This is a genomic window from Paenibacillus sp. FSL H8-0317 (assembly GCF_045040685.1).
Taxonomy (GTDB): Bacteria; Bacillota; Bacilli; order Paenibacillales; family Paenibacillaceae; genus Paenibacillus.
The window spans coordinates 2,883,762-2,904,135 of record NZ_CP150294.1 but is presented as its reverse complement, the minus strand read 5'-3'; the positions used below and the strand labels follow the sequence as shown (position 1 = coordinate 2,904,135).

The window sequence follows — 20,374 nt, the reverse complement described above, 5'->3', positions numbered from 1 at the left end:
ATGTTATATAGTCTATGAGTGTATCATTGAGTTTTGTTTGTCCTCCATAAAAAGTTTGTGACAACGCGAAACTTCTGTGAGTCTTGTTTTCATAGAACAGTTAAATACATTTGCGTTTTGTTCATTGTGATTTATAATCATCTTATACGAGAGTAATTCTGTCGTACCATTATGATGCAGTCAGCGGTGATATATGAAAGGTTTCGATACTCACAATAGTCATATTCCAACAGAATACGAGTTCAAACATTCCAAATGGATTCAAAAAATGCTCCATGCCTACTGGGTTGTTATTATTGCACATTTCGCCATTCAGATTGGCTGTTTCCTGTTTCTGGAGTATGATCGTACACCTACAGATTTCTTGATAAATGTCCTGTTCTGGCCTACGGCCGTCAGCAGTTCATGCATTTTGTTCGCAAGTTGGATTGATCGGCGCTCCAGCTCATATTCCTTTTACACCATGTCTATAGCCAGCACGGTTATCGCCTGGACGATTATTTATGTCAATTATGACATTCGGATTATATTAGCAATCTGTCTGTTGCCCATCTTCGCTTCAGTTCTGTTCTTCAGCAAAAAGAAAGTCTGGATTGTTTTCCTGATGCAGATGATTGGTTACCTTCTCGTTCTGTTCGACCCTGCCTACCGATCCTACCTGTCTTCATTTGATATGGTATCCATTCCTGCTTTTCTAATCTTAGGCACATATGTAGCACAGGTTATCGTAACCAGCGGCGTTGAGGTGCTCGGTGATCTTCAGGCCAGCATGCTTGCCAAGCTGGACCTTATTGTGCGAAATGCCATTACGACCAAACAGTCCAAAACAGACGGTTTAACCAACCTTTATAATCAAAGCTCTTTCAAGGATTATTATGAAAAAGCATTTGAGTATGCCAACAATGGCATGAATCTGCACCTGGCCCTGATCGATATTGATGACTTCAAATCCATTAATGATACCTTTGGTCATCGGGTTGGAGACATCATTTTGGAGAAAGTGTCCCTGATCATTCAGGAAACCATTACCTCAAGTGATATTGCAGCACGGTACGGGGGCGAAGAGTTCGCCTTATTGTTGTTTGAGCAATCTTTCAAGCAGGCCTATGCCTTGGTGGAACAGATTCGTCAGAAGATTGCCCTGATGGGCCATCTTGAACTTGAAGGTGCTTCCGTAACGGTGAGTATCGGTCTCAAAAGCTACAGTCCTAATCTAACCAAAGACAAACTGTTCGAGGAAGTGGATGCCTGTCTGTATGCCGCCAAACGAACAGGTAAAAATAAAACCGTAACATCACTTGATCTGACTTCATCCTTGTCAGAGAAACTATAAATAAAAAAGTTGTGCTGTACACCGAAGTTCCGATTTGTACAACACAACTTTTTTTGGGTCTGAATACGATCAGCAGGCCGATCTTCTTCATACATCTATGTTTTCATTCCGCCCATTCCCAGCGATGACGATTTTGCTCCAGTCCAGGATGCAGGTATTCGGAAGATCCGTCAATGATGAGACGCAGCTCTTTGATCCAATCCTTGAAGGAATCAAATGAAGCAAACATATTTGCCATCTCTATCGTCAAATAAAGAAAGTGAGGGGCTGGATATTCCGCAGTGATATGGCGCAGCGCGCTATCCACAGGTGTATATTTCTTTCTCTTGCCCTCAAGCCCCTCCACACGTATACGTGAAGTTGGATGTTCCCGCCGCCAATCATGCAGGCGGTCTTCTCTTTTGTAATATGCCCGTATCGGTTCCTTGCTCATGCGCTTAAACGTGCTCTCGTGTAAAGGATACAGCACAAGTTGTAAGAATGAACGGGTATCCACCGTTGAAGCGGCGCGCTCGAGTTGCTCATCAGTTACATGTTCAAACGAGTCATAAAAAGTCAGTGTGCCTTTGCGGCTGGCCGCAGGTGGCTCATAACCATAAGGTACAGTTGTATATTTTCCAGACATTTCACCCCTCCTTGTTTATACGCACATTCGCACAAAGATGATTGGGATAACCCAGCTATGTTATTATACGCTAATGGTCCTGCTTCAACTCGGAATAAAATGTCATTCTGTTCTTGCCTGCACGTTTGGACTCATACAAAGCTTCGTCAGCCATCCGTATAATCTCACTTGGATTGTCGCTGTTGGTTGGATATTCAGCACCTCCAATGCTACATCCAATTCGAATGCGCTCGTATTCGATAATAAACGGCTTGTTCAGACTTTGAATGATGGCTTCTGCATAAGCCATGGCCTCTTCCCTCGGATGACTTCCAACAGACTGAAGTACAATCAGGAATTCATCTCCGCCCAATCGGACGGTTATCCCCTTCACCTGACCAAGAGCAGACAGTCGCTGGGCCACTTTCTGTAGCAGCACATCTCCAGTCTGATGTCCAAGTGTATCGTTGACCCGTTTGAATCCATCGAGATCCAGATAGAGAAAAGTCAGCGTGTGATTTTCACTTTCGGTCTCCAGAGACTCCTCCAGATACACTTCAAGGGCAGTCCGATTCGGCAGTCTAGTCAGCTGATCAAAATGCGCCAGATTCTGCATCACGACCAGCTCTGAGTCTTTATTCATAAGAGAGGTCAGCATATCCCGAAGCGAACGGGACAACACTTCAATCTCCTTAATTCCCTTAATCGCAGGAATCTCAAGCTCTTCCCCTGCACGCAGTCGATTGGCTACTCTGGTAAGACGCACAAGTGGGGCAGAGATCAGACGTGAGACAAACCAGCCAATCAGTGCAAACAGCACAGTAACGGCGAGTCCAGTCCACACATTAAACCACATCAGATCAAACACAGAAGCAAAAGCAGACGACTTGACTTGACGAATGACTACGGTCCAGCCTAATCCGGGATAATCCAGATGGCCCTGGCTGTAGGCAAACCCTGTCACATATTCATTACCGTCAGGCCACTTTTCAATGGACCAACTGCTTTTGTTGTGCCGGGCCTCTTCGATACCAGGCAATACCAACGGTTTACCGACCCATTCCTTCGGCCCCAGCAGCACGGTATGTTCCTTTTTGCTCACGATAAAAAACTCAATGTCTTTTTCTTCCCTTTTCAATGGGGCAAGTACGGATTCCTCGACTTCCTTCGCCCATTCCCAGCTTAAATGTGCAGCGAGCACACCTTGAATCATTCCTTTGCTATCCTTCAGCGGAAAACTGATATCGACAAATTGCAACGGCTCTCCCGTTGGATTCGGAAGCAGCTTGGCAAGAAGTACTGCATTATGCACATCTCCAATGAATTTACCCTTGATTCCCTCCTGATACACAGGTCGCTCTGATAAATTTTCCCCAAGCAAGATACCATCCGTGGCAGCTAACACTTTTCCCTTCGGGTCCATGAATCCAACCCATGAGAATGAGGGAAAGCTATCTTGTAACTGATCCAGCAGCATCTGAATCTCATCAGGTTGGAATCCATCTTCCAACGAAGCCATTTGGCCCAGCAGGTCCAGTTCACCCGCGCGAGCGGACATGAATCGATCCAGCTTGTCCGAAGCCTGTGAGGCCGTGCCTGTAAGCGAGTGACCAATCTCAGTCTCTACAGCAACAAATGACTTTTGGCTAAAAATAGACCCAATCGTCAGGGTAACAAGCAAGGATAACACAGCAAAGATGACTGTAAGCACAGTTCTAATTTTGAATGACATTACTTCCTCCATTACACGGTGAAACCATCTTGCCTTTCAACATAACTATGCTGCAAAGAGTACACGGAATGTCACCTAATCGTTTTCATATTTATCGGAACTTGTATGTTTTTTTATTATACATGCCCATATAATATTATACTGAAATCTTCACCGTGTTTCTTCCATTCAAAGAATAGACACGATTCTGTATATACATACTTGGGTTATGAATATAGAGAGCAAGCATATCCTTCAAAGGATCATGCGCCTGTATGTCACAGAGAGAGTAATCGAAATACTAAACATTGGGGGTGTAATGTTGAGCCTGCTTCATGTTGCTGTTATTTTGCCTTTTGCCGCTGGCATTTTTCTTGCCATGCTGCATCGTTTCTTCCGTAAAAAACATTTGGGATGGCCGGTTCTCCTTGTCCCGGCACTATTATTTGTATACTTTGCGAGTCTCATACCCGCTGTGTCACAGCGCAATACCGTATCTGGAAATATCCCGTGGATTCCTTCACTGGACATTGGATTTAATCTGTATCTGGACGGTCTGAGCCTCATGTTGACACTGCTAATCACCGGAATCGGTGTCCTCGTTGTTCTCTACTCCATCTTCTACATGGATATGAAAGAAGCGCTGAACCGTTTCTACCTGTATCTGTTGATGTTCATGGGAGCCATGTTGGGCGTGGTGCTGTCTGATAATATGATCGTGCTCTACGGATTCTGGGAATTGACCAGTATTACGTCATTCCTGTTGATTGCATTCCATTACAAACGTAAAGCCTCGACTTCAGGAGCACAAAAATCATTCCTGATTACGGTATTTGGTGGTTTCGCCATGCTTACCGGATTCATGATGATGTATCTCATTACCGGAACATTCAGTATTCGTGCAACCATTACAGGATTGGGTCAGTTTCAGGAGAGCGCATTATTTCTACCCGCACTTGTCTTGATCCTGATTGGAGCTTTCACCAAGTCAGCTCAGTTCCCATTTCATATCTGGCTGCCGGATGCCATGGAAGCTCCGACACCTGTTAGTGCCTATCTTCACTCAGCCACCATGGTTAAGGCCGGACTGTACGTTGTAGCCCGGTTTACACCAATCTTCGGTGGACAGGGACTCTGGTTCTGGCTCGTTACCGGCGTTGGTCTTCTGACTTTGTGTTATGGATCATTCCTGGCGGTGAAAAAAAACGATCTCAAAGCGATTCTCGCCTATTCAACCATCTCTCAACTTGGTCTGATCATGTCCCTCTTAGGGGTTGGATCTGCTGCTCTCTACTTCGGATATGGCGAATCCTCTGCGATGTATACCGTGGCAATAACCGCTGCGCTGCTTCACCTGTTTAACCATGCGACCTTCAAGGCCGCTCTGTTTATGGTCGTAGGCATTGTCGATCATGAAACGGGTACACGTGACATTCGAAAGCTCGGTGGACTTGCTTCATTCATGCCAATTACATTCACCGTGGCATTGATCGGTTCACTTGCCATGGCGGGTATTCCGCCGTTCAACGGATTCCTAAGCAAGGAGTTATTCTTCCAGGCAATGGTCGAAGTCACGCATCTACGAATCTTTGGACTTGGGTCATGGAGTATTCTATTGCCGGTATTCGCTTGGCTTGCAAGTGTGTTTACCCTGATCTATGCGCTTATTATCGTGTTCAAAACATTCCTCGGTCGTAGCCAAAGCGAGATCCCTGCCGAGAAGCTGCACGAAGCGCCCGCTGGCATGCTCATTCCGCCTGTTGTTCTAGGTGTTCTTGTCATTGTATTCGGACTCTTCCCGAATCTGCTGGCCGGTTCACTGATTGAACCGGCAATGGCCGCTGTGCTCCCATCCCTCTTGAATGGGAATGAGCGCTTCGATGTACATTTCTCCCTGTGGCATGGATGGACTCCGGAACTGATTATGACGATCGGAGTTGTGATTCTCGGAATCACTCTCTACAAGCTGTTGCCACGATGGAGGAATATTTATGAGCACTATCCACAAGGATTAACGATTAACAATATGTACCATGTCGTACTGGATAATCTCCAGCATTATGCACGCAAATGGACGGAAGCCTATATGAATGGCTCGGTTCGTAATTATCTCGTTTACATTTTCTCATTCACGGTCGCGTTGCTGGTCTATGCCTTCTTCCGTTCAGGTGAAAATATTACCTGGAATCTGCAGGGCAATGCACCTTACTCATTCTATGAGGTGGTACTGCTAGTCACGCTCATCGGTGCTGCAGTTTCGATTCCTTTTGCCAAGAACAGACTGTCGGCAGTCATTATGACCGGAGCAGTTGGTTACCTCGTAACCCTGCTGTTTGTACTTTTCCGGGCACCGGATCTGGCGTTGACACAGATGATTGTTGAGACCGTGTCCGTTGCATTGTTCCTGCTCTGCTTCTACCATCTGCCTGAGCTTCAACGTGGCAAATCAAGCCGCAGTTATCTCACGGTAAATATGATCGTAGCGATTGCAGTCGGAATCGTGATGACTTTTGTTGCACTGGCCGCAAGCGGAACAGCATCACTGGACAGCATTTCTACCTTTTTCCTTCAGGAAGCTTATGACTCGGCTGGTGGTAAAAATGTCGTGAACGTGTTGCTGGTAGATTTCCGTGGCTTCGATACGTTATTGGAGATTATGGTGCTTGGCGTTGCTTCATTATCCATCTACTCCATGATTAATCTGAACCTCGAAGCGAAAGACCTCGGAGCCCGCTTGAAGTTCCGTAAGAAGGACGAGAGTCAGGATACCGAACCTGCTCTGGATGATGAAGCGGACAATACGAAAAAGTATGGTAACCGGGAACGCAGCTCATCCTCGTGGGATACCGTCCCCTTGCAGAGTAATGATGTATTGCTGCAAACGACCACCAAAGTCGTTGTGTTCATCATACTGACGTTTGCCATGCACCTGTTCTTTGCAGGTCACCACAATCCTGGCGGAGGTTTCATCGGCGGCTTGGTAACAGCGGCAGCGCTCGTATTGATTGCCCTGGCATTCAGTACAGATACGATACGCAAAGCGTTACCGGTTGACTTCCGAATTCTAACAGGAATCGGATTGGGCATAGCCTTACTGACGGGTGCGGGTTCATTTATATTCGGAGTCCCGTTCCTAAGTCAAACCTTCGGTTATTTCGAACTTCCTTTGCTGGGAGAGACAGAACTCGCCACGGCCATGCTGTTTGATCTTGGCGTGTATCTCGCTGTCCTGGGTGTCACCATGACCATCATTCTACAGATCGGGGAGGATCGCTGATATGGAAATATTGATGTGTGTAGCCGTTGGCATTCTGTTTGCGGTTGCCGTCTTTTTAATCTTGTCGCGGAGCCTGCTCCGTATCGTACTTGGCATGTCCATACTAACCCATGGGGTGCATCTGCTCTTGATCACCATGTCACGTCTCAAAACCGGGGCACCACCACTGCTTGGGGAGATGGCTGAACGTTATGTCGATCCTCTTCCTCAGGCTTTGATACTCACTTCGATTGTTATTAATTTTGGACTCACTGCGTTCTTCTTTGTTCTCTCCTATCGTTCTTATCTGAAGCTGAGAACAGACGATATGGAAGAAGTAAGGGGGCGCCCATATGAATAATCTCGTCGTTCTGCCGATTCTGTTGCCTTTGATTACAGGTATTATGGCTCTGCTGTTTTTCCGAAAAACAAATATCCAGCGGATCATTAGTGTCATTGGACTGTTGTTTACAGCAGCGGTCTCAACGATACTCATTACGCGGGTAGCTCAGACTGGAGTTCTAACACTTAATATGGGTGGATGGGCACCTCCCTATGGTATTGTGCTTGTTGCGGACATGGTATCGGCGCTACTTGTCGTGGCTGCTTCCATCATCGCACTGGCATGTCTATTGTATGCGTTCCGCAGTGTAAACAAGGAGAGAGAAGAACATCACTTCTATCCGTTCTTTCATTTTCTGATCGCCGGCGTTAACGGTTCATTCTTAACCGGAGATTTGTTCAACTTATTTGTTTGCTTTGAACTGATGCTGATCTCTTCCTACGCACTGATCGTATTGGGAGGTACGGAAAGACAGCTTCGTGAAACGATCAAATATGTCTTGATTAACATCGTTTCTTCAGCACTATTTGTCGCTTCCATCGGCTTCCTCTACTCTATTACTGGCACACTGAACATGGCAGACTTGTCTGTAAAAATTGCTGAAGTGGGACAGAGCGGGGTCATTACCTTAATTGCCGTTCTCTTTCTGATCGTATTTAGCATCAAGGCCGGACTGTTCCTGTTCTTCTGGCTGTCGGGCTCTTATGCGGCACCACCTGCTGTCGTCACTGCATTGTTCGCAGGATTGCTGACCAAGGTTGGCTTGTACGCGATTGTGCGAACATTCACACTGATCTTCTATCATGATCCGGATTTCTTCCATGCACTGATCGGATGGATGGCTGGTGCAACGATGGTCCTTGGTGTCATCGGTGCGATCTCATACCGCGATGTAAACAAGATTCTCATCTACAACGTGGTCGCAGGTGTAGGGTTTGTCGCTTTTGGTATGGCCTCGGCCAGTCGCCCTGCACTGGAAGGTCTGCTCTTCTATATGCTGCATGATATGTTGATCAAAACATTGCTCTTCCTGCTCGGCGGTGCCTTGATCGCTGTTGCCGGAACATCCAAACTCGATAACATGGGCGGGCTGATCCATCGCTATCCGCTGCTCGGCTGGATGTTCTTCATTAGTGCACTTGCCTTGGCAGGTTTGCCGCCATTTAGTGGATTTCCAGGGAAGTTGCTTCTCTTTGAAGGAGGCTTGCAGGCAGGCCTGTATGGTCTTACCGGCATTGCGGTGCTTTCGAGCTTGTTGATGTTATATTCGGTACTCCGTATCTTCATACAAGCGTTCTGGGGCGAACCACCTGCTGGGGTTACAAGACGCCCTTACGCGGTGAACGGCCTTCTGATTCCTGCCGGAATTCTGTTTGTATTCATCATCGTAATGGGTGTGGGGGCTGAAGGCATGTTCCAATTGACCTCCCGCGCAGGCGATATTCTACTGCATCCCAATATTTATATTGATGCCGTATTGAAGGAGTAGATGTCTATGGCCTTTCAGATTGTACTGAATCTTATCATTGCTTTTGTATGGATGTTTCTGAACAATACCTGGAATGGTGTTGGTTTTCTCATAGGTTACCTGCTCGGGCTGCTTCTCATCGGGGGGATGCGCAGATTTTTCCCCCAGCGCTTCTATATTGTGCGAGTCTGGGCTATCTTCAAACTGATTACACTGCTGTTCAAGGAACTGGTGCGAGCCAGCATTGAGGTTATACGCCAGATTATCAAGCCCAAGTTAGATATAAGGCCCGGCATTTTTACGTATAAAACTCAATTGTCCTCGGATTGGGAAGTTACTCTGCTCTGCTTACTCATCTCATTGACACCAGGTTCTCTGCCGCTTGAGATCTCGGGTAACCAACGCAAACTGTTTATTCACGCACTGGATATCAAGGATGAACAGAAAATGAGAGATAATATCCAAAATACATTCGAAAAAGCAATTATGGAGGTGACGCGTTAATGTTATCCTCACTGTTGTTCATCTCATTGCTCATTCTCTCCTTAGCCATTCTGGGTTGCTTGTACAGAGTGCTTCGGGGACCATCCATGGCTGACCGGATCACGGCACTGGATACCATCGGTATAAATGTGATTGCCATCGTTGCCGTTCTGTCAATGATGCTGCAAACCCAAGCCTATCTGGATATTATCTTGCTGATTGGCATTTTGGCTTTTTTAAGTACAGTGGCATTTGCACGTTATATTGAACGGGGGGCGGTATTCAAAAATGATGGAGATCGTTAAAGTAGCCGCTGAAACCGCTATAGGTCTACTCGTACTGCTCGGTGCACTACTCAGTGCACTCAGTGCATTCGGACTTATTCGTCTGCCTGATGTATATCTACGTGCCCATGCCGCAACCAAAAGTATGACACTCGGAGTGTTCTGTGTATTAAGCGCTACATTTTTCTACTTCTGGTATTTCGATAACTATATCAGCGCCCGCTTGTTGTTAGGTATCCTGTTTGTATTCATCACGGCTCCGGTCGCCGGACATCTGAACGGACGGGCCGCCTATCGCACTGATGTACCACTGTGGGAGCAGAGCGTACAAGATGAATTGGAACCCTTGTTAAAAGGGAAAAAAGTGAACCATGAAGCCAAGGATATGATGGAGTAATCCCCAGCCTAGGCATAACAAATACCCCCGAGGATCAGCTGCCCGTTTCACGGCATGTTCTCGGGGGTATTTTTTTATTTTGCATACACGGATCCTATCAGCCGTGATTATGCAGACTGATTAAGTAGTAAAGTCAGAATCCATTCAGTCCCTGTCTTCTCAGATCCGCAGCCACAATACGTGCAAGCTCCGCAGCCCCTTGACGATTCGGATGCAGACTATCCCCTGTCATATACAGAGCAAGTGTTGCGGCAGGACCAATAGACGTGAAATAGGCAGAACTCAGCTTGTTCAGTTCAACAAGGGTAACCCCCTCTTCCTGAGCGAGTGCACGTGTGGATTGATTGTACCAGCGGTTCTCCGCTTGATGTACATTGGCTGTATTAAAGTCTGTTGCCCGGCCCTGAGGTGTGGAGAGGATCACCGTTGCTCCTTTGTTCTTCGCCTGACGTACCATATCCCGCATAATCTCTTTGAACTGCGCCTCCGTTGTATTGTTCTTGGCATTGGTATCGTTAATTCCGAATTGCAAAATAAAATAATCTCCCGGCTTGATATACTTCAGAATCGCTTCCATCTGACCATCATCGCGGAAACCTCTCGCAAATTGACCACTTGAAGCCATATTTCGAACCTGGAAGGTGGCATTGTTCACATAGGACGGAAACAACTGTCCCCAACCTCCTTGTACACTGCTACCTAGCGGATAGTAATTACAAACTGTTGAGTCACCACCAATGTAGATCGTGCGGTTGGTAACGGTTTGATTGGATAACTTCCGGATTTCAAGTGCACTAAGTGTGAAGGCGGTGCCTGTCTTTCCTTCCGTAACCAGGAGGTTTAATTGCCCGTCAGTCACCGGAACTTGAAATTGGTCCGTTGCCCCGTTGCCCGTCATATTAATAATCTGGTACACACCTTCTGCAGCTACACTCGCTCTGGAGGTGTTACCCAGGACCACTTTAACTTCATATAGGCCATTGGACAGATTCACATTGAAGGTATTGGTGCTCTTGGTGCCGTAAGTCAGAAACTGCACAGCGTCACTCTTAACCCCGCTTCCTGAGGCAGACACATTCCTCATCTGTGCAGGTGTGTTGAAGCCATAACCTTTCGTAGGCGTATAGGCATCTCCTGCGGACACGCCTGTGTAACCGCTCTCAACAGCACCCGAACCAAAATCAAATCTGTAATTGTCCGTTGCCGCTTCGGCGACTTGCCCTTCACTGCTTGCCAAACCGATGCCCATTGTACTCCCAAACAGAACAAAACAGAGCAGAAGCTTTACTGATATTGACCATTTCATCACTGAATTCTCCTCTCGAATATACTACGAAGACAGAATAACCTTCCAATCGCTGTTATCCCCAGATTTTTCGATTTCCTTTTCTCAAGGGAAAATCCGGTGATAAAGGCGAACGCTTCGCTTTTTCAGGTTTTTTCTATCTTCTCCGTTATCGTGTAAATGATTAGTTCAACTTATATAGATGGTAATAAGCCTCAGCTTCACAGCACTTGATCAAGCCAGTCATAAGCCTTCGCACCGCTAATCTCATGTCCACCTGTAAAGAAATCCGCATCCAGTGATTCTGATGCTCCCGCCTGCTCATATATGTGTGTCAAACGGGCATACGCCTCTCTCGCTGCATGGATTGGGAACACCTGATCATCACTTCCGGCTTCAACAAAAAGTGGCCTAGGCACAATCAGGCCGATGAGATCCGGCAACTCCGCTTCACGCAGGATACCTGGCACATAGTTGTCCAGACAATGGTTCCGATCCAGTATGCTGCCCTGGAATGTACTTGCATAACCACTTACTACAGTCGCCCGGAACCGTTCATCCAACGCGGCTGTAAATGCGGTCACCAACCCACCACCCGAGATACCCATGCTTCCAATTCGCTCCGAATCCACTTCTGGCCGGGTCAATACATAATCCAATACACGTGTTGTTTCATACACCCTATGACCGGCGAGGGTCTTCCCCACCATGAGCAGATGCGCAGCAATCTTCGTACAGGAACTTGCCCCTGGTGGCGCATCGCGGTCCTCTTCCAATCTTCGATCACCAAATCCGAGCAGCTCTGGAGCCGCAACCACATAACCACGCTTCACAAGAGCTACAGCAAAGTCCTTGTGTAATCCGGGCTCTCCTGTCCGTGGCAACCCATCCGGTTCCATACCCGATATCTCTCGGCTACCGTAGCCATGCCCATGACAAGCAACGATAGCAGGTCTCTTTGTATCAGTAACGCTTCCATCATCAGGAATTAATAAATATACAGGCATGCGAAGTCCTGCATAGGTCGTAATTTCAATCCGCTCCCGAATATATCCGTCACATGTAATGCGCTCCAGTAAGACAGGATTCAGTGCGGCCGCCATCGTGGGGAAACCGCCCAGCCGTTCTTTCACACGTGTACTTAACTGACTGCGCCATAACTCCAGGGGTTGATCTGCATGATACGCAGAACGACCACGAAGATTCGTTTGTTGTTGCAGATAGGCTTCAATATCAGACATGGGCCTGTGTCCCTCCTGTTTTTCGTAGGATAACGTAGATATAAGACTATTATATGGAATTAATCCCATCCATTATAGAACATCAAGGTCACCCATGAATTGAACATGTTTGCCTGTTTTGAATGGAATCACACGATTTCTAGCCAAAAAAAGGATATCTCCAACCTGAAGACAGGTTACGGAAATACCCTTCATTTCATCTGACCTGGCAACCACCAGTTCCACCTGCCCATTAATTTCATCAATGCAGGTACCAGTATTAGACGGATTAATGTAACGTCAATCAACACCGCTGCCGTGATTCCGATCCCTAACTGCCTCACACCTGCGACTTCAGCAAAAGCAAACGGCACAGTCACCGCAAGCAGAATTGCCGCTGCTGAGGTAACCAGACGGCCTGTGGAAGCCAATCCCTGCTGGACAGCCACATCACTGTCTCCGGTTCGTCTATACACTTCCTGAATACGACTCAGCATAAACACACCATAATCCATGGATATGCCAAACACCAATCCTGCAATGAATACAGGAATCATAATGGCAATGGCTGACGGCTCCATACCTAGATGTCCTTCATTGAACACCCACACCAATATGCCAAATGAAGCGGCTAAGCTGAGCAGATTCATCAGAATTGCCTTGATTGGAATGAGCATTGATCGGAATGCCGCCAGTAACACAAGATAATTGGTGACCACTACAAATACCAGCACTTTGGGCAGTTGACTTGTGACTTCCTGCATTATTTCATACTGCTTGGCAGCTTCCCCACCATAACGTAGTTTTACGTTATTGAAACCTGGTGCATGATCGCTATTCCTCATTCGTTCCAGCAAGTCTGCAACCTGTTCCGAACCAGGCTCCCCGTGCACCGTGGCTATCAATCGAATCGAGTGATCAGAGACCGTTGAACGCAGCCATGCCGTCCTGGTTGACTCCTTGCCTTCTATGGAAGGAGTTAGCGCCGACGATGGAATTTGAAAAAGGCTTTGCGAACCGTTTTGATTCGGCTGTAATAGGCCCCATGGTGAAACAATGCTCAATACGCTTGAGTCCTGCAGTAGTTGACGGGCTTTGTGGTGGGCCAAATGCCAGTGAGAGGCAGTCAACAGTTCCCGCTGTCCGCCAATCACGATCTCGATGGTGGAGGTATTCTTTTGCCCCAAATCATGTTGCAACTGCTCTGCTGCCTGGCGGGAGTCCATTCTCTCTGGCAGTGAAGAGGCATCCGGGACGGACAGTTCCAGCTGGGTTACTGGATAAACACACAGGAGAAGCACAACCGTACCTCCAATGGCCATACTGACGGGTCGTTTCATGACCATTGCTGACCATCTATGCCATACCGAGCGTCTGGGTAACCAATGGACTAACTTTCGCCTGAATACCCGATCCGCAGACAGTGATAGGAGAGCTGGCAGCAGCGTAACATTTAACAGTAGCGACAGGAGCAGAACAATAATGGCCCCCAATGATACACTTAGAAACATTGGCAGTCTGATCCAGAGCAGACCCAATAGCCCAAGGAGCACGCAAGCTGCCGAGAACAACACTGCTCTGCCTGCTGTACGCAATGTTCGCTGAAGAATCTCGCTCCGCAAAACCTCGCTCTGCATATCCAGGCTGCTGCCCGTAACGTTAGCTTTGCCTTCATCTTCGTAGACGTGCTGAAGTTCTTCCCTGTACCTGCTCAGGATGATCAGGGCAAAGTCTATACTCAGTGCCATGCCCACCATGGGAATCACATTAATGATAAAGTTGGACAATTCCAGATGATAACCAAGAAGTGACGTGACTCCCATCGCAGTAATCACAGCACTGATCCCCATCATGACAGCAATCAACGCGGCATATAGCCCCCTGAATGCAAAACACAAAACGATCAGGGCAATCGGTAGGCCCACCATCTCTGCCCGTTCCAGATCACGAAAGCTCAGATGATTGACATCCTGCTGCACGACTGCCTTCCCCGTCAATTGCACCGTACCTGGACCGTCTGTTGCCAGCACGGCGCGTAGCTGCTCCAGTGGGGGACCCATCTGATGCGCGGGCACATCCATTTTCACAAGGGCATATGCCCTATGGTCTTGAAGCGTCACTCTTTCACTAACATCCAGAGGGGATGTGATAGAGGTTACCGCAGGCAACACTTGAACCTGTGTCAAACGATCCTTGATCCACTGCCGGAACTGTAACGGCGAGGTATTTTCCTTTTTCTCAAACACCAGAATAACCGGATCAGCAGGAGATCCGAATTCGTCCTCCAGAACAGCTTCAACTGCTTGCGCATCCCCGTGAACCCGTTTTAATCCGTGATCCTGAACAATGTCAGGTAACTTCCACGCCCAGACCGCTGACATCCCGATGATAAATACCCAGCAGAGAATAATGAACCGCGGATATCGGCTGATGAAGGCAGCAAGTCTGCGATAACCCATACCTAAGCTCCTCTGCGATCAGATTAGTCATTCGATTACATTCATCGGTAAGGGTAAGATCATAAGTACATTCATACACTTGCGGTGTATATCTCCTTCACTCGGGTTCGTGAACTATTGGATGCCATGATTCACAGGTGTTCTGTTCGCTATGGGGGCAGGGATGTATGTAAAAGGAAGTAACTCTGCTGTCAGTCCCGGGCCAAAGGCCAGCGCTATCCCACTGGAATGCTCTTCCTTCTGTCTGTAATCCTCGCGGATGGCTTGAAGAACAAAAAGAATCGTCACGGACGACAGGTTGCCATAATCCCGCAGGATGTTTCGGCTGTATGAGACCTGCTCATCTGTCAACTGATACAACTTCTGAACGGCATCCACGATACCTCTGCCTCCCGGATGGATTGCCCATATTTGCGGGAAACCGCTCCCCTCCAGCAACCGTTCTACCTCTGGGCCGAGATGCAAACCAAGCAGCTTCGGAATCTGTGGTGACAGGTAGAGATCAAAGCCTGTATTGCCCACTTCCCAGATCATTTCTTCTGCACAATCCGGGAGCAGCGTTGAGTGCCCACGACCTAATCGAAAACATTCATGGCGGTCTGTTCCGGATGCACCAATAACACAGGCAGAGGCTCCGTCTCCGAAAAACGATGCGGCATACAGGTCGTCCCGTTTGGCAGATGGCTGAAAGTGAAGTGTGCATAGTTCCACACACACGATGAGAACCGTAGCTTTCTGATCTGTCGTTACGATTGAATTCGCCAGTTGGATCGCCTTCAGACCGGCTGCACATCCTTGAAACACCAGTGGAATCCGGTTGATCTGCGGTGACAGTTCAAGCTGCTGGATCAGCCGAACATCAAGTCCGGGCAGGAATTGCCCCGTGCAACTCACCGTAATGAGATGTGTAATTTCCGAGGAGATTACGTCTGCATCCTGAAGGGCCTGTCCGGCCGCCGCGAGACCAAGTGGAACAGCAGCGGCTTTGTATTTGCCCATACGCTCGGATGTAGTCGGAACCTCACCCGCATTGGTAAAGGGTAAATATCGACAAGAATCAACAGGCTCAAGCAGATTCGGTTCACACGTATAACGAGTCTCCACACCGCACTGATTAAAGATCCGTTTGGCCCACCTTCTCGCATCCGGCTCATGTTCCAGCGCTTGCGCGAGACGGGCAGACACATCCTTTTGCTCAATACGGTGGGCAGGCCATGCCGTTCCTATTCCCATAATACTTGCCCCAGTATTTGCCTCAAGCTGGTTCATCGGCTTAACCCCCTTATAGTACGTGTTCAAAAGCAGGCTTTTTAAACAACCTATATATAAAATAGGTTCATATGACATGCAGGATATAGTACAAGTCTATTCACTCCCTGTCCTGTTTATGTTCATATTAACAAGCAAAGGCGGACAACATATGCGAGTTTCGCACGTGCTGTCCGCCTTTGCTTCCGGATTGAACCCATTCATATATTACAAATTCGGTCTGTAAGAACTATTCAGGTCGAATTATCGTGAATCTCTCCCCAAGCTTGGCATAATCATTACCCGCCAGTCGGCTGACTGGTTTCAAATGATCCATCAGGATATAGCCCTTATCAGGATTATAGACTTGTTCGCTGAAATGATACTGTACAATACGTACCAGCAGCAAGTCGCTCGCGGGTTTGCCCTCATCATTCGTGATGGGAATGTGTTGATACAGCTCACACTCCATCCGAATGAGTGCTTCCTGAATTCCTGGCACAGCAACCTTGGTACTTGGCACTGTAGTAAGTTTTGTCCGCTCAAGCTCACTTTCGTGGGGTTCCAGTATGGCTGCTGTTTCATTGACTTCTGTTATGATTGCTTCATCACAGATATGCACGACCAGTTCTTGATGAGCAAGCACATTACGTGCAGTATCTTTCATGATACCGTCTTTACGTGCAATGGATATGGATAACAGCGGCGGGTCCGAACTAACCACATTAAAGAAACTAAACGGCGCCGCATTAATTACACCATTCTCATCTGAACGAGTCGTCACAAAAGCAATTGGACGTGGTACCACCGAACCACTCATCAGTTTATAGTTGTCTCTTCCCGTTATTTCACGTGGATCCAATGTATACATATGTAAATATCCCCTTCCATGCTCGTGAAGCAAATGTCAATTTCACTTCAGGACACGATAACACACTCATATTTATTATATAACGTAAAATGCTGAATTAACAAAAAAACTCCCTGGTGCGATTGCACCAGGAAGTAGGAACATGTTTTTTCATACCGACTATTTCTTATTTAACAATGCTGTTCTGAATGTCTTCCATAATTTGAAGGTTCGCTTGAACTCCGCTGTACAACCAGCTACTGGACCGGGTGAATTCAAAGACATTACCTGTCTTTACAGCAGGAATGCTCTGCCATACGGCATCTTTCAGCGCTTCTGAGCCTGCTCCCTTGTCACTGTTCACCAGGAATAGATAGTCTGCGTCCATTTCCGCGATCTTCTCCAATGAAATCTCAGACCAGTTACCCGTTGCCTTCGCAGATGCTTCCTTCACAACATTAGGCTCTGCAAGTCCAAGTTCGTTGTACATCACTTCACCACTGGAAACATTGTTGCTTACAACATAAAACTTGTTATTGAACAACCACAACGCTGCGGCCGACTTTGTTCCTCCAGTAACAGCAGTTACTTTTTCTTTGATTTCCTTTGCCTTGGCATCATAATCGTCAAGCGCCTTCTGCGCTACATCCGATTTGTTCAGAAGCTCGCCGATCTTGAGCAGAGCCTGACGCGAGTCCTTGTTGACCTCATCTCCGAGTACATAAGTAGGGGCAATTTTGTTGTACTGTTCGTATTTCTCCCCTTCAACTGTACTTTCAGAACCCATAATAATCAGGTCTGGTGAGAAACTGGCCATGGCTTCAAAAGGTAGATCACTTGCAATACCAGGTATGCCATTCAGATCGGTTTGCAGATAATCCTGCAAACCACTGCCGTTGTTGATGGCCCATTGTGCTGCTGGCTTAACACCGAGTGTAACAAGATGGTCTTCCAGATAAGAGGCGATGATGCGCTCCGGATTAGCCGGGATGGTAACCTCGTGTCCCATTGCATCTGTTAATGTGCGCTCTGTAGCGGATTCTGTTTGTGTCTCTGTCTCCGTTGTTGTATCGCTCTCTCCTGCTGCTCCGTTCTCAGCCGTTTTTGTACCACACGCGGCCAACCAGATGGACATAACCATCACCGTAATCAGAAGTATGATCATCTTTCTATTTTTCTTAAGCAATTTGTTAACCCCTCTCATTTCATTATAAAAACCTTATTCGGCGTTATTGTGACAGATTTTAATGTTCAAAAATATTGATACATATAATATCCGTATGTACATTTGTCCGATTTCATTGACAATGATAATTGTTATCAGTTCAATTGTCAATCCGATTATGCGACGAGTTGATCATATAAAATCTTCTGACGGCACTCACATATAGGCAGATGCCGCCATATGCTGAATGCAGAATACGACGACAGGAAGGATGTTCTGTACATGTATTACGAATATAACCCTTATCTAAGTTATGGAGAAGACCGTTCCTTTCAATTGCCTCCACTGTTCCCAGGAGGTGGCGGTGGCGGCACCCCGGGTGGTACGACGTTTCCGGGTATTCCTGGCGGTCAAGGCTCCTATCCTCCATACATTCCAGGCGGAGTACCCGGTCCGTATATCCCCGGAGGCATTCCAGGTACAATCCCGGGTACAGCACCGGGTGTACCTGCGCAACTGACTCAAGGCAACCTGCCCACCCTGCTTAGTGCCTATCCTCGTCCGGTAGGTCAGCCTCCGGCAGAGATGCTTTTTCTGTATAACCTGATCAAAAGCAGCCCGGGTCTGCTCCCGCTCTTCCTCCAGCAACAGCCGCAAAGTCTCACTCAAGCTGTGCAATTTGCACAGACTGGTGCAGCGGCACCTCGAGAGAACGAAGAACGTGCGCTGCCCAACTTTTGCTATAACCGGTGGTCCCTTGTCTTCACATACAATGATGTCTACCTGATGTGGCCTGCAATTAATCTGTTTGGTTTTGTGGTGGGGTACTTCTATCCATTCCTCACGCCAGGTATACTGTCCAATACACAGATTTTGTTTGCGCTCTGCTAAACCTGTTCTTACCTACAGCAAGAGCCTCATTTGGAAGCATGATTCCTTCCAAATAAGGCTCTTTTTCGTTCTTTTAACCCAAAGTCACTTTACACTATTAAGACTCCATAAACACAAGGTTGTGCAGAATCAGTGCATTTAACTCAATACTTAATTGTACTGGCGCTTCCTGCCTCTACTGACCATTAGGAAGTAAATCACCAAGGCACCGAGATCAGCACACGCAATAACGATTCCCATTGGCACAGCTGTTCCTTCTCCTCCGAGACCTACGAGGGGAGCGACAATACCTCCGAATAGGAACGTCATCACACCAATAAGTGCAGACGCACTGCCTGCCGATTTCTCCTGATTGGCCATCGCCAAGGCGAAGGACGCGGTATTGACCAACCCAACACTGGATACCACCAGAAATAACGGAATCAGCACAGAGATCAGATTACCTCCGGCCAGAATGGCGATGAGCAGTGAAGTTCCTCCGAGCGCCGCGGTTAGCAGCCCCGCGATTAACAGCCGGGTTTCAGATACCTTACCTGCAAGTCTGCCAGCAACCTGACTGGCCAGAATAATGCCTAACCCGTTAATGGCGAAGCATACACTGAACATTTGCGGGGATACCCCGTATATCTTCTGAAGCACAAACGGTGAACCGGATATGTAGGCAAACATGCCAGCCGCTACGAAACCCTGGGTCAACGCATAACCCATAAACTGACGATCCCCTGCGATTTGGCGAAACGTTATTAATGTCTGCTTCAGTCCCCCGCTTGATCTGCGGTTGGAAGGCAGTGTCTCCCCGAGACCGAAAATGACAGCCAACAGCGTCAGTACTCCGATGAGGCTGAGTAAAATAAATACGCCGCGCCACGACGTATACGTCAACAATTGTCCACCAATGATTGGTGCAGCAATCGGGGCTACGCCATTTATCAGCATTAACAGAGAGAAGAACCGTGTCAGTTCCGGGCCCGAATATACGTCTCTGACGATTGCGCGCGAGATGACAATCCCTGCCGCTCCAGCTACACCCTGAATGAACCGCAGCACAACAAAAGAGCCCATCGTGGGGCTGACCAGGCATAGTATGGAGGCTATCGTATAGAGCACAAGCCCTGCAATGAGCGGTGTTCGCCGACCACGTACATCACTTAGAGGTCCGGCAAGCAACTGTCCAACTGCAAGTCCAATCATACACGCCGTCAGACTGAGTTGAGCATACGAAGTAGATGAACCAAACTCATCAGCCAGCGTGGGCAATGCGGGTAAATACATATCCAGGGACAACGGCCCGAAGGCCGACAATGTCCCCAGAATTAAAGCCATCCGTACACGAGATGTGGAGTTTGTGTTCAATGAAGCTGTTGTACTTCTCATCAA

General features: G+C 47.6%; 17 protein-coding genes. 8 read left to right on the top strand and 9 right to left on the bottom strand.

The window, feature by feature from the left end; translation table 11 throughout:
• The first annotated feature begins 193 nt into the window (after window positions 1-193).
• Window positions 194-1,333 carry a GGDEF domain-containing protein gene (locus MHB43_RS13680; protein WP_405132129.1) on the top strand — a complete coding sequence of 380 codons (1,140 nt, stop codon included), beginning with the start codon at window positions 194-196 and terminating at the stop codon, window positions 1,331-1,333.
• A gap of 103 nt (window positions 1,334-1,436) precedes the next feature.
• Here the strand turns inward: MHB43_RS13680 and MHB43_RS13675 are convergent, their stop codons facing one another.
• Both MHB43_RS13675 and MHB43_RS13670 read right to left on the bottom strand, forming a co-directional pair.
• Window positions 1,437-1,958 (bottom strand): hypothetical protein, encoded by a 522-nt coding sequence (locus tag MHB43_RS13675; protein ID WP_339184491.1) that lies wholly within the window; start codon window positions 1,956-1,958, stop codon window positions 1,437-1,439.
• Window positions 1,959-2,028: 70 nt separating this feature from the next.
• A complete protein-coding gene (locus MHB43_RS13670) occupies window positions 2,029-3,669 on the bottom strand; it encodes a GGDEF domain-containing protein (protein ID WP_405132128.1) in 1,641 nt (546 codons plus the stop codon).
• 301 nt (window positions 3,670-3,970) lie between these two features.
• On the opposite strand from MHB43_RS13670, the gene MHB43_RS13665 reads away from it, so the two are divergent.
• Genes MHB43_RS13665 through mnhG form a run of 6 tightly spaced genes read left to right on the top strand, consistent with a single transcriptional unit; the run spans window position 3,971 to window position 9,879 of the window.
• Window positions 3,971-6,925 carry a Na+/H+ antiporter subunit A gene (locus MHB43_RS13665; protein WP_405132423.1) on the top strand — a complete coding sequence of 985 codons (2,955 nt, stop codon included), beginning with the start codon at window positions 3,971-3,973 and terminating at the stop codon, window positions 6,923-6,925.
• Window position 6,926: 1 nt separating this feature from the next.
• A complete protein-coding gene (locus tag MHB43_RS13660; protein WP_036608715.1) occupies window positions 6,927-7,265 on the top strand; it encodes a Na(+)/H(+) antiporter subunit C in 339 nt (112 codons plus the stop codon).
• Window positions 7,258-8,736: a Na+/H+ antiporter subunit D gene (locus MHB43_RS13655; protein WP_405132127.1), complete on the top strand. Its 1,479-nt coding sequence runs from the start codon at window positions 7,258-7,260 to the stop codon at window positions 8,734-8,736. Before MHB43_RS13660 ends, MHB43_RS13655 begins: the two co-directional genes overlap by 8 nt.
• Window positions 8,737-8,742: 6 nt before the next feature.
• On the top strand, window positions 8,743-9,219 hold the full coding sequence (locus MHB43_RS13650) for a Na+/H+ antiporter subunit E (RefSeq protein ID WP_405132126.1): 477 nt from the start codon (window positions 8,743-8,745) through the stop codon (window positions 9,217-9,219).
• Complete coding sequence (locus MHB43_RS13645) at window positions 9,219-9,503, top strand: Na(+)/H(+) antiporter subunit F1 (RefSeq protein ID WP_017688855.1); 285 nt, start codon at window positions 9,219-9,221, stop codon at window positions 9,501-9,503. Before MHB43_RS13650 ends, MHB43_RS13645 begins: the two co-directional genes overlap by 1 nt.
• Window positions 9,487-9,879, top strand: coding sequence for a monovalent cation/H(+) antiporter subunit G (mnhG, locus tag MHB43_RS13640; RefSeq protein WP_017688856.1), 393 nt, complete (start codon window positions 9,487-9,489; stop codon window positions 9,877-9,879). The genes MHB43_RS13645 and mnhG overlap by 17 nt, the downstream gene beginning before the upstream one ends.
• Before the next feature lie 133 nt (window positions 9,880-10,012).
• On the opposite strand, the gene MHB43_RS13635 is transcribed toward mnhG, so the two are convergent.
• The 6 genes from MHB43_RS13635 to MHB43_RS13610 all read right to left on the bottom strand — a co-directional run bounded on the left by MHB43_RS13635 (window position 10,013) and on the right by MHB43_RS13610 (window position 18,127).
• Window positions 10,013-11,128 carry a rhamnogalacturonan acetylesterase gene (locus MHB43_RS13635; protein ID WP_405132422.1) on the bottom strand — a complete coding sequence of 372 codons (1,116 nt, stop codon included), beginning with the start codon at window positions 11,126-11,128 and terminating at the stop codon, window positions 10,013-10,015.
• A gap of 257 nt (window positions 11,129-11,385) precedes the next feature.
• The gene (locus MHB43_RS13630) at window positions 11,386-12,405 is read right to left on the bottom strand and encodes a dienelactone hydrolase family protein (protein WP_405132125.1); all 1,020 of its coding nucleotides are present in this window, start codon (window positions 12,403-12,405) and stop codon (window positions 11,386-11,388) included.
• Between the two features lie 191 nt (window positions 12,406-12,596).
• Complete coding sequence (locus MHB43_RS13625) at window positions 12,597-14,843, bottom strand: MMPL family transporter (RefSeq protein WP_405132124.1); 2,247 nt, start codon at window positions 14,841-14,843, stop codon at window positions 12,597-12,599.
• Window positions 14,844-14,957: 114 nt separating this feature from the next.
• On the bottom strand, window positions 14,958-16,112 hold the full coding sequence (locus MHB43_RS13620; protein WP_221824904.1) for a type III polyketide synthase: 1,155 nt from the start codon (window positions 16,110-16,112) through the stop codon (window positions 14,958-14,960).
• Between the two features lie 229 nt (window positions 16,113-16,341).
• Complete coding sequence (locus MHB43_RS13615) at window positions 16,342-16,962, bottom strand: flavin reductase family protein (protein ID WP_221824905.1); 621 nt, start codon at window positions 16,960-16,962, stop codon at window positions 16,342-16,344.
• Between the two features lie 166 nt (window positions 16,963-17,128).
• On the bottom strand, window positions 17,129-18,127 hold the full coding sequence (locus tag MHB43_RS13610; RefSeq protein WP_405132123.1) for an ABC transporter substrate-binding protein: 999 nt from the start codon (window positions 18,125-18,127) through the stop codon (window positions 17,129-17,131).
• Window positions 18,128-18,388: 261 nt separating this feature from the next.
• On the opposite strand from MHB43_RS13610, the gene MHB43_RS13605 reads away from it, so the two are divergent.
• Complete coding sequence (locus MHB43_RS13605; RefSeq protein ID WP_405132122.1) at window positions 18,389-18,997, top strand: hypothetical protein; 609 nt, start codon at window positions 18,389-18,391, stop codon at window positions 18,995-18,997.
• A 150-nt stretch (window positions 18,998-19,147) separates the two neighbouring features.
• On the opposite strand, the gene MHB43_RS13600 is transcribed toward MHB43_RS13605, so the two are convergent.
• A complete protein-coding gene (locus tag MHB43_RS13600) occupies window positions 19,148-20,371 on the bottom strand; it encodes a multidrug effflux MFS transporter (protein ID WP_405132121.1) in 1,224 nt (407 codons plus the stop codon).
• Between the last annotated feature and the right edge of the window lie 3 nt (window positions 20,372-20,374).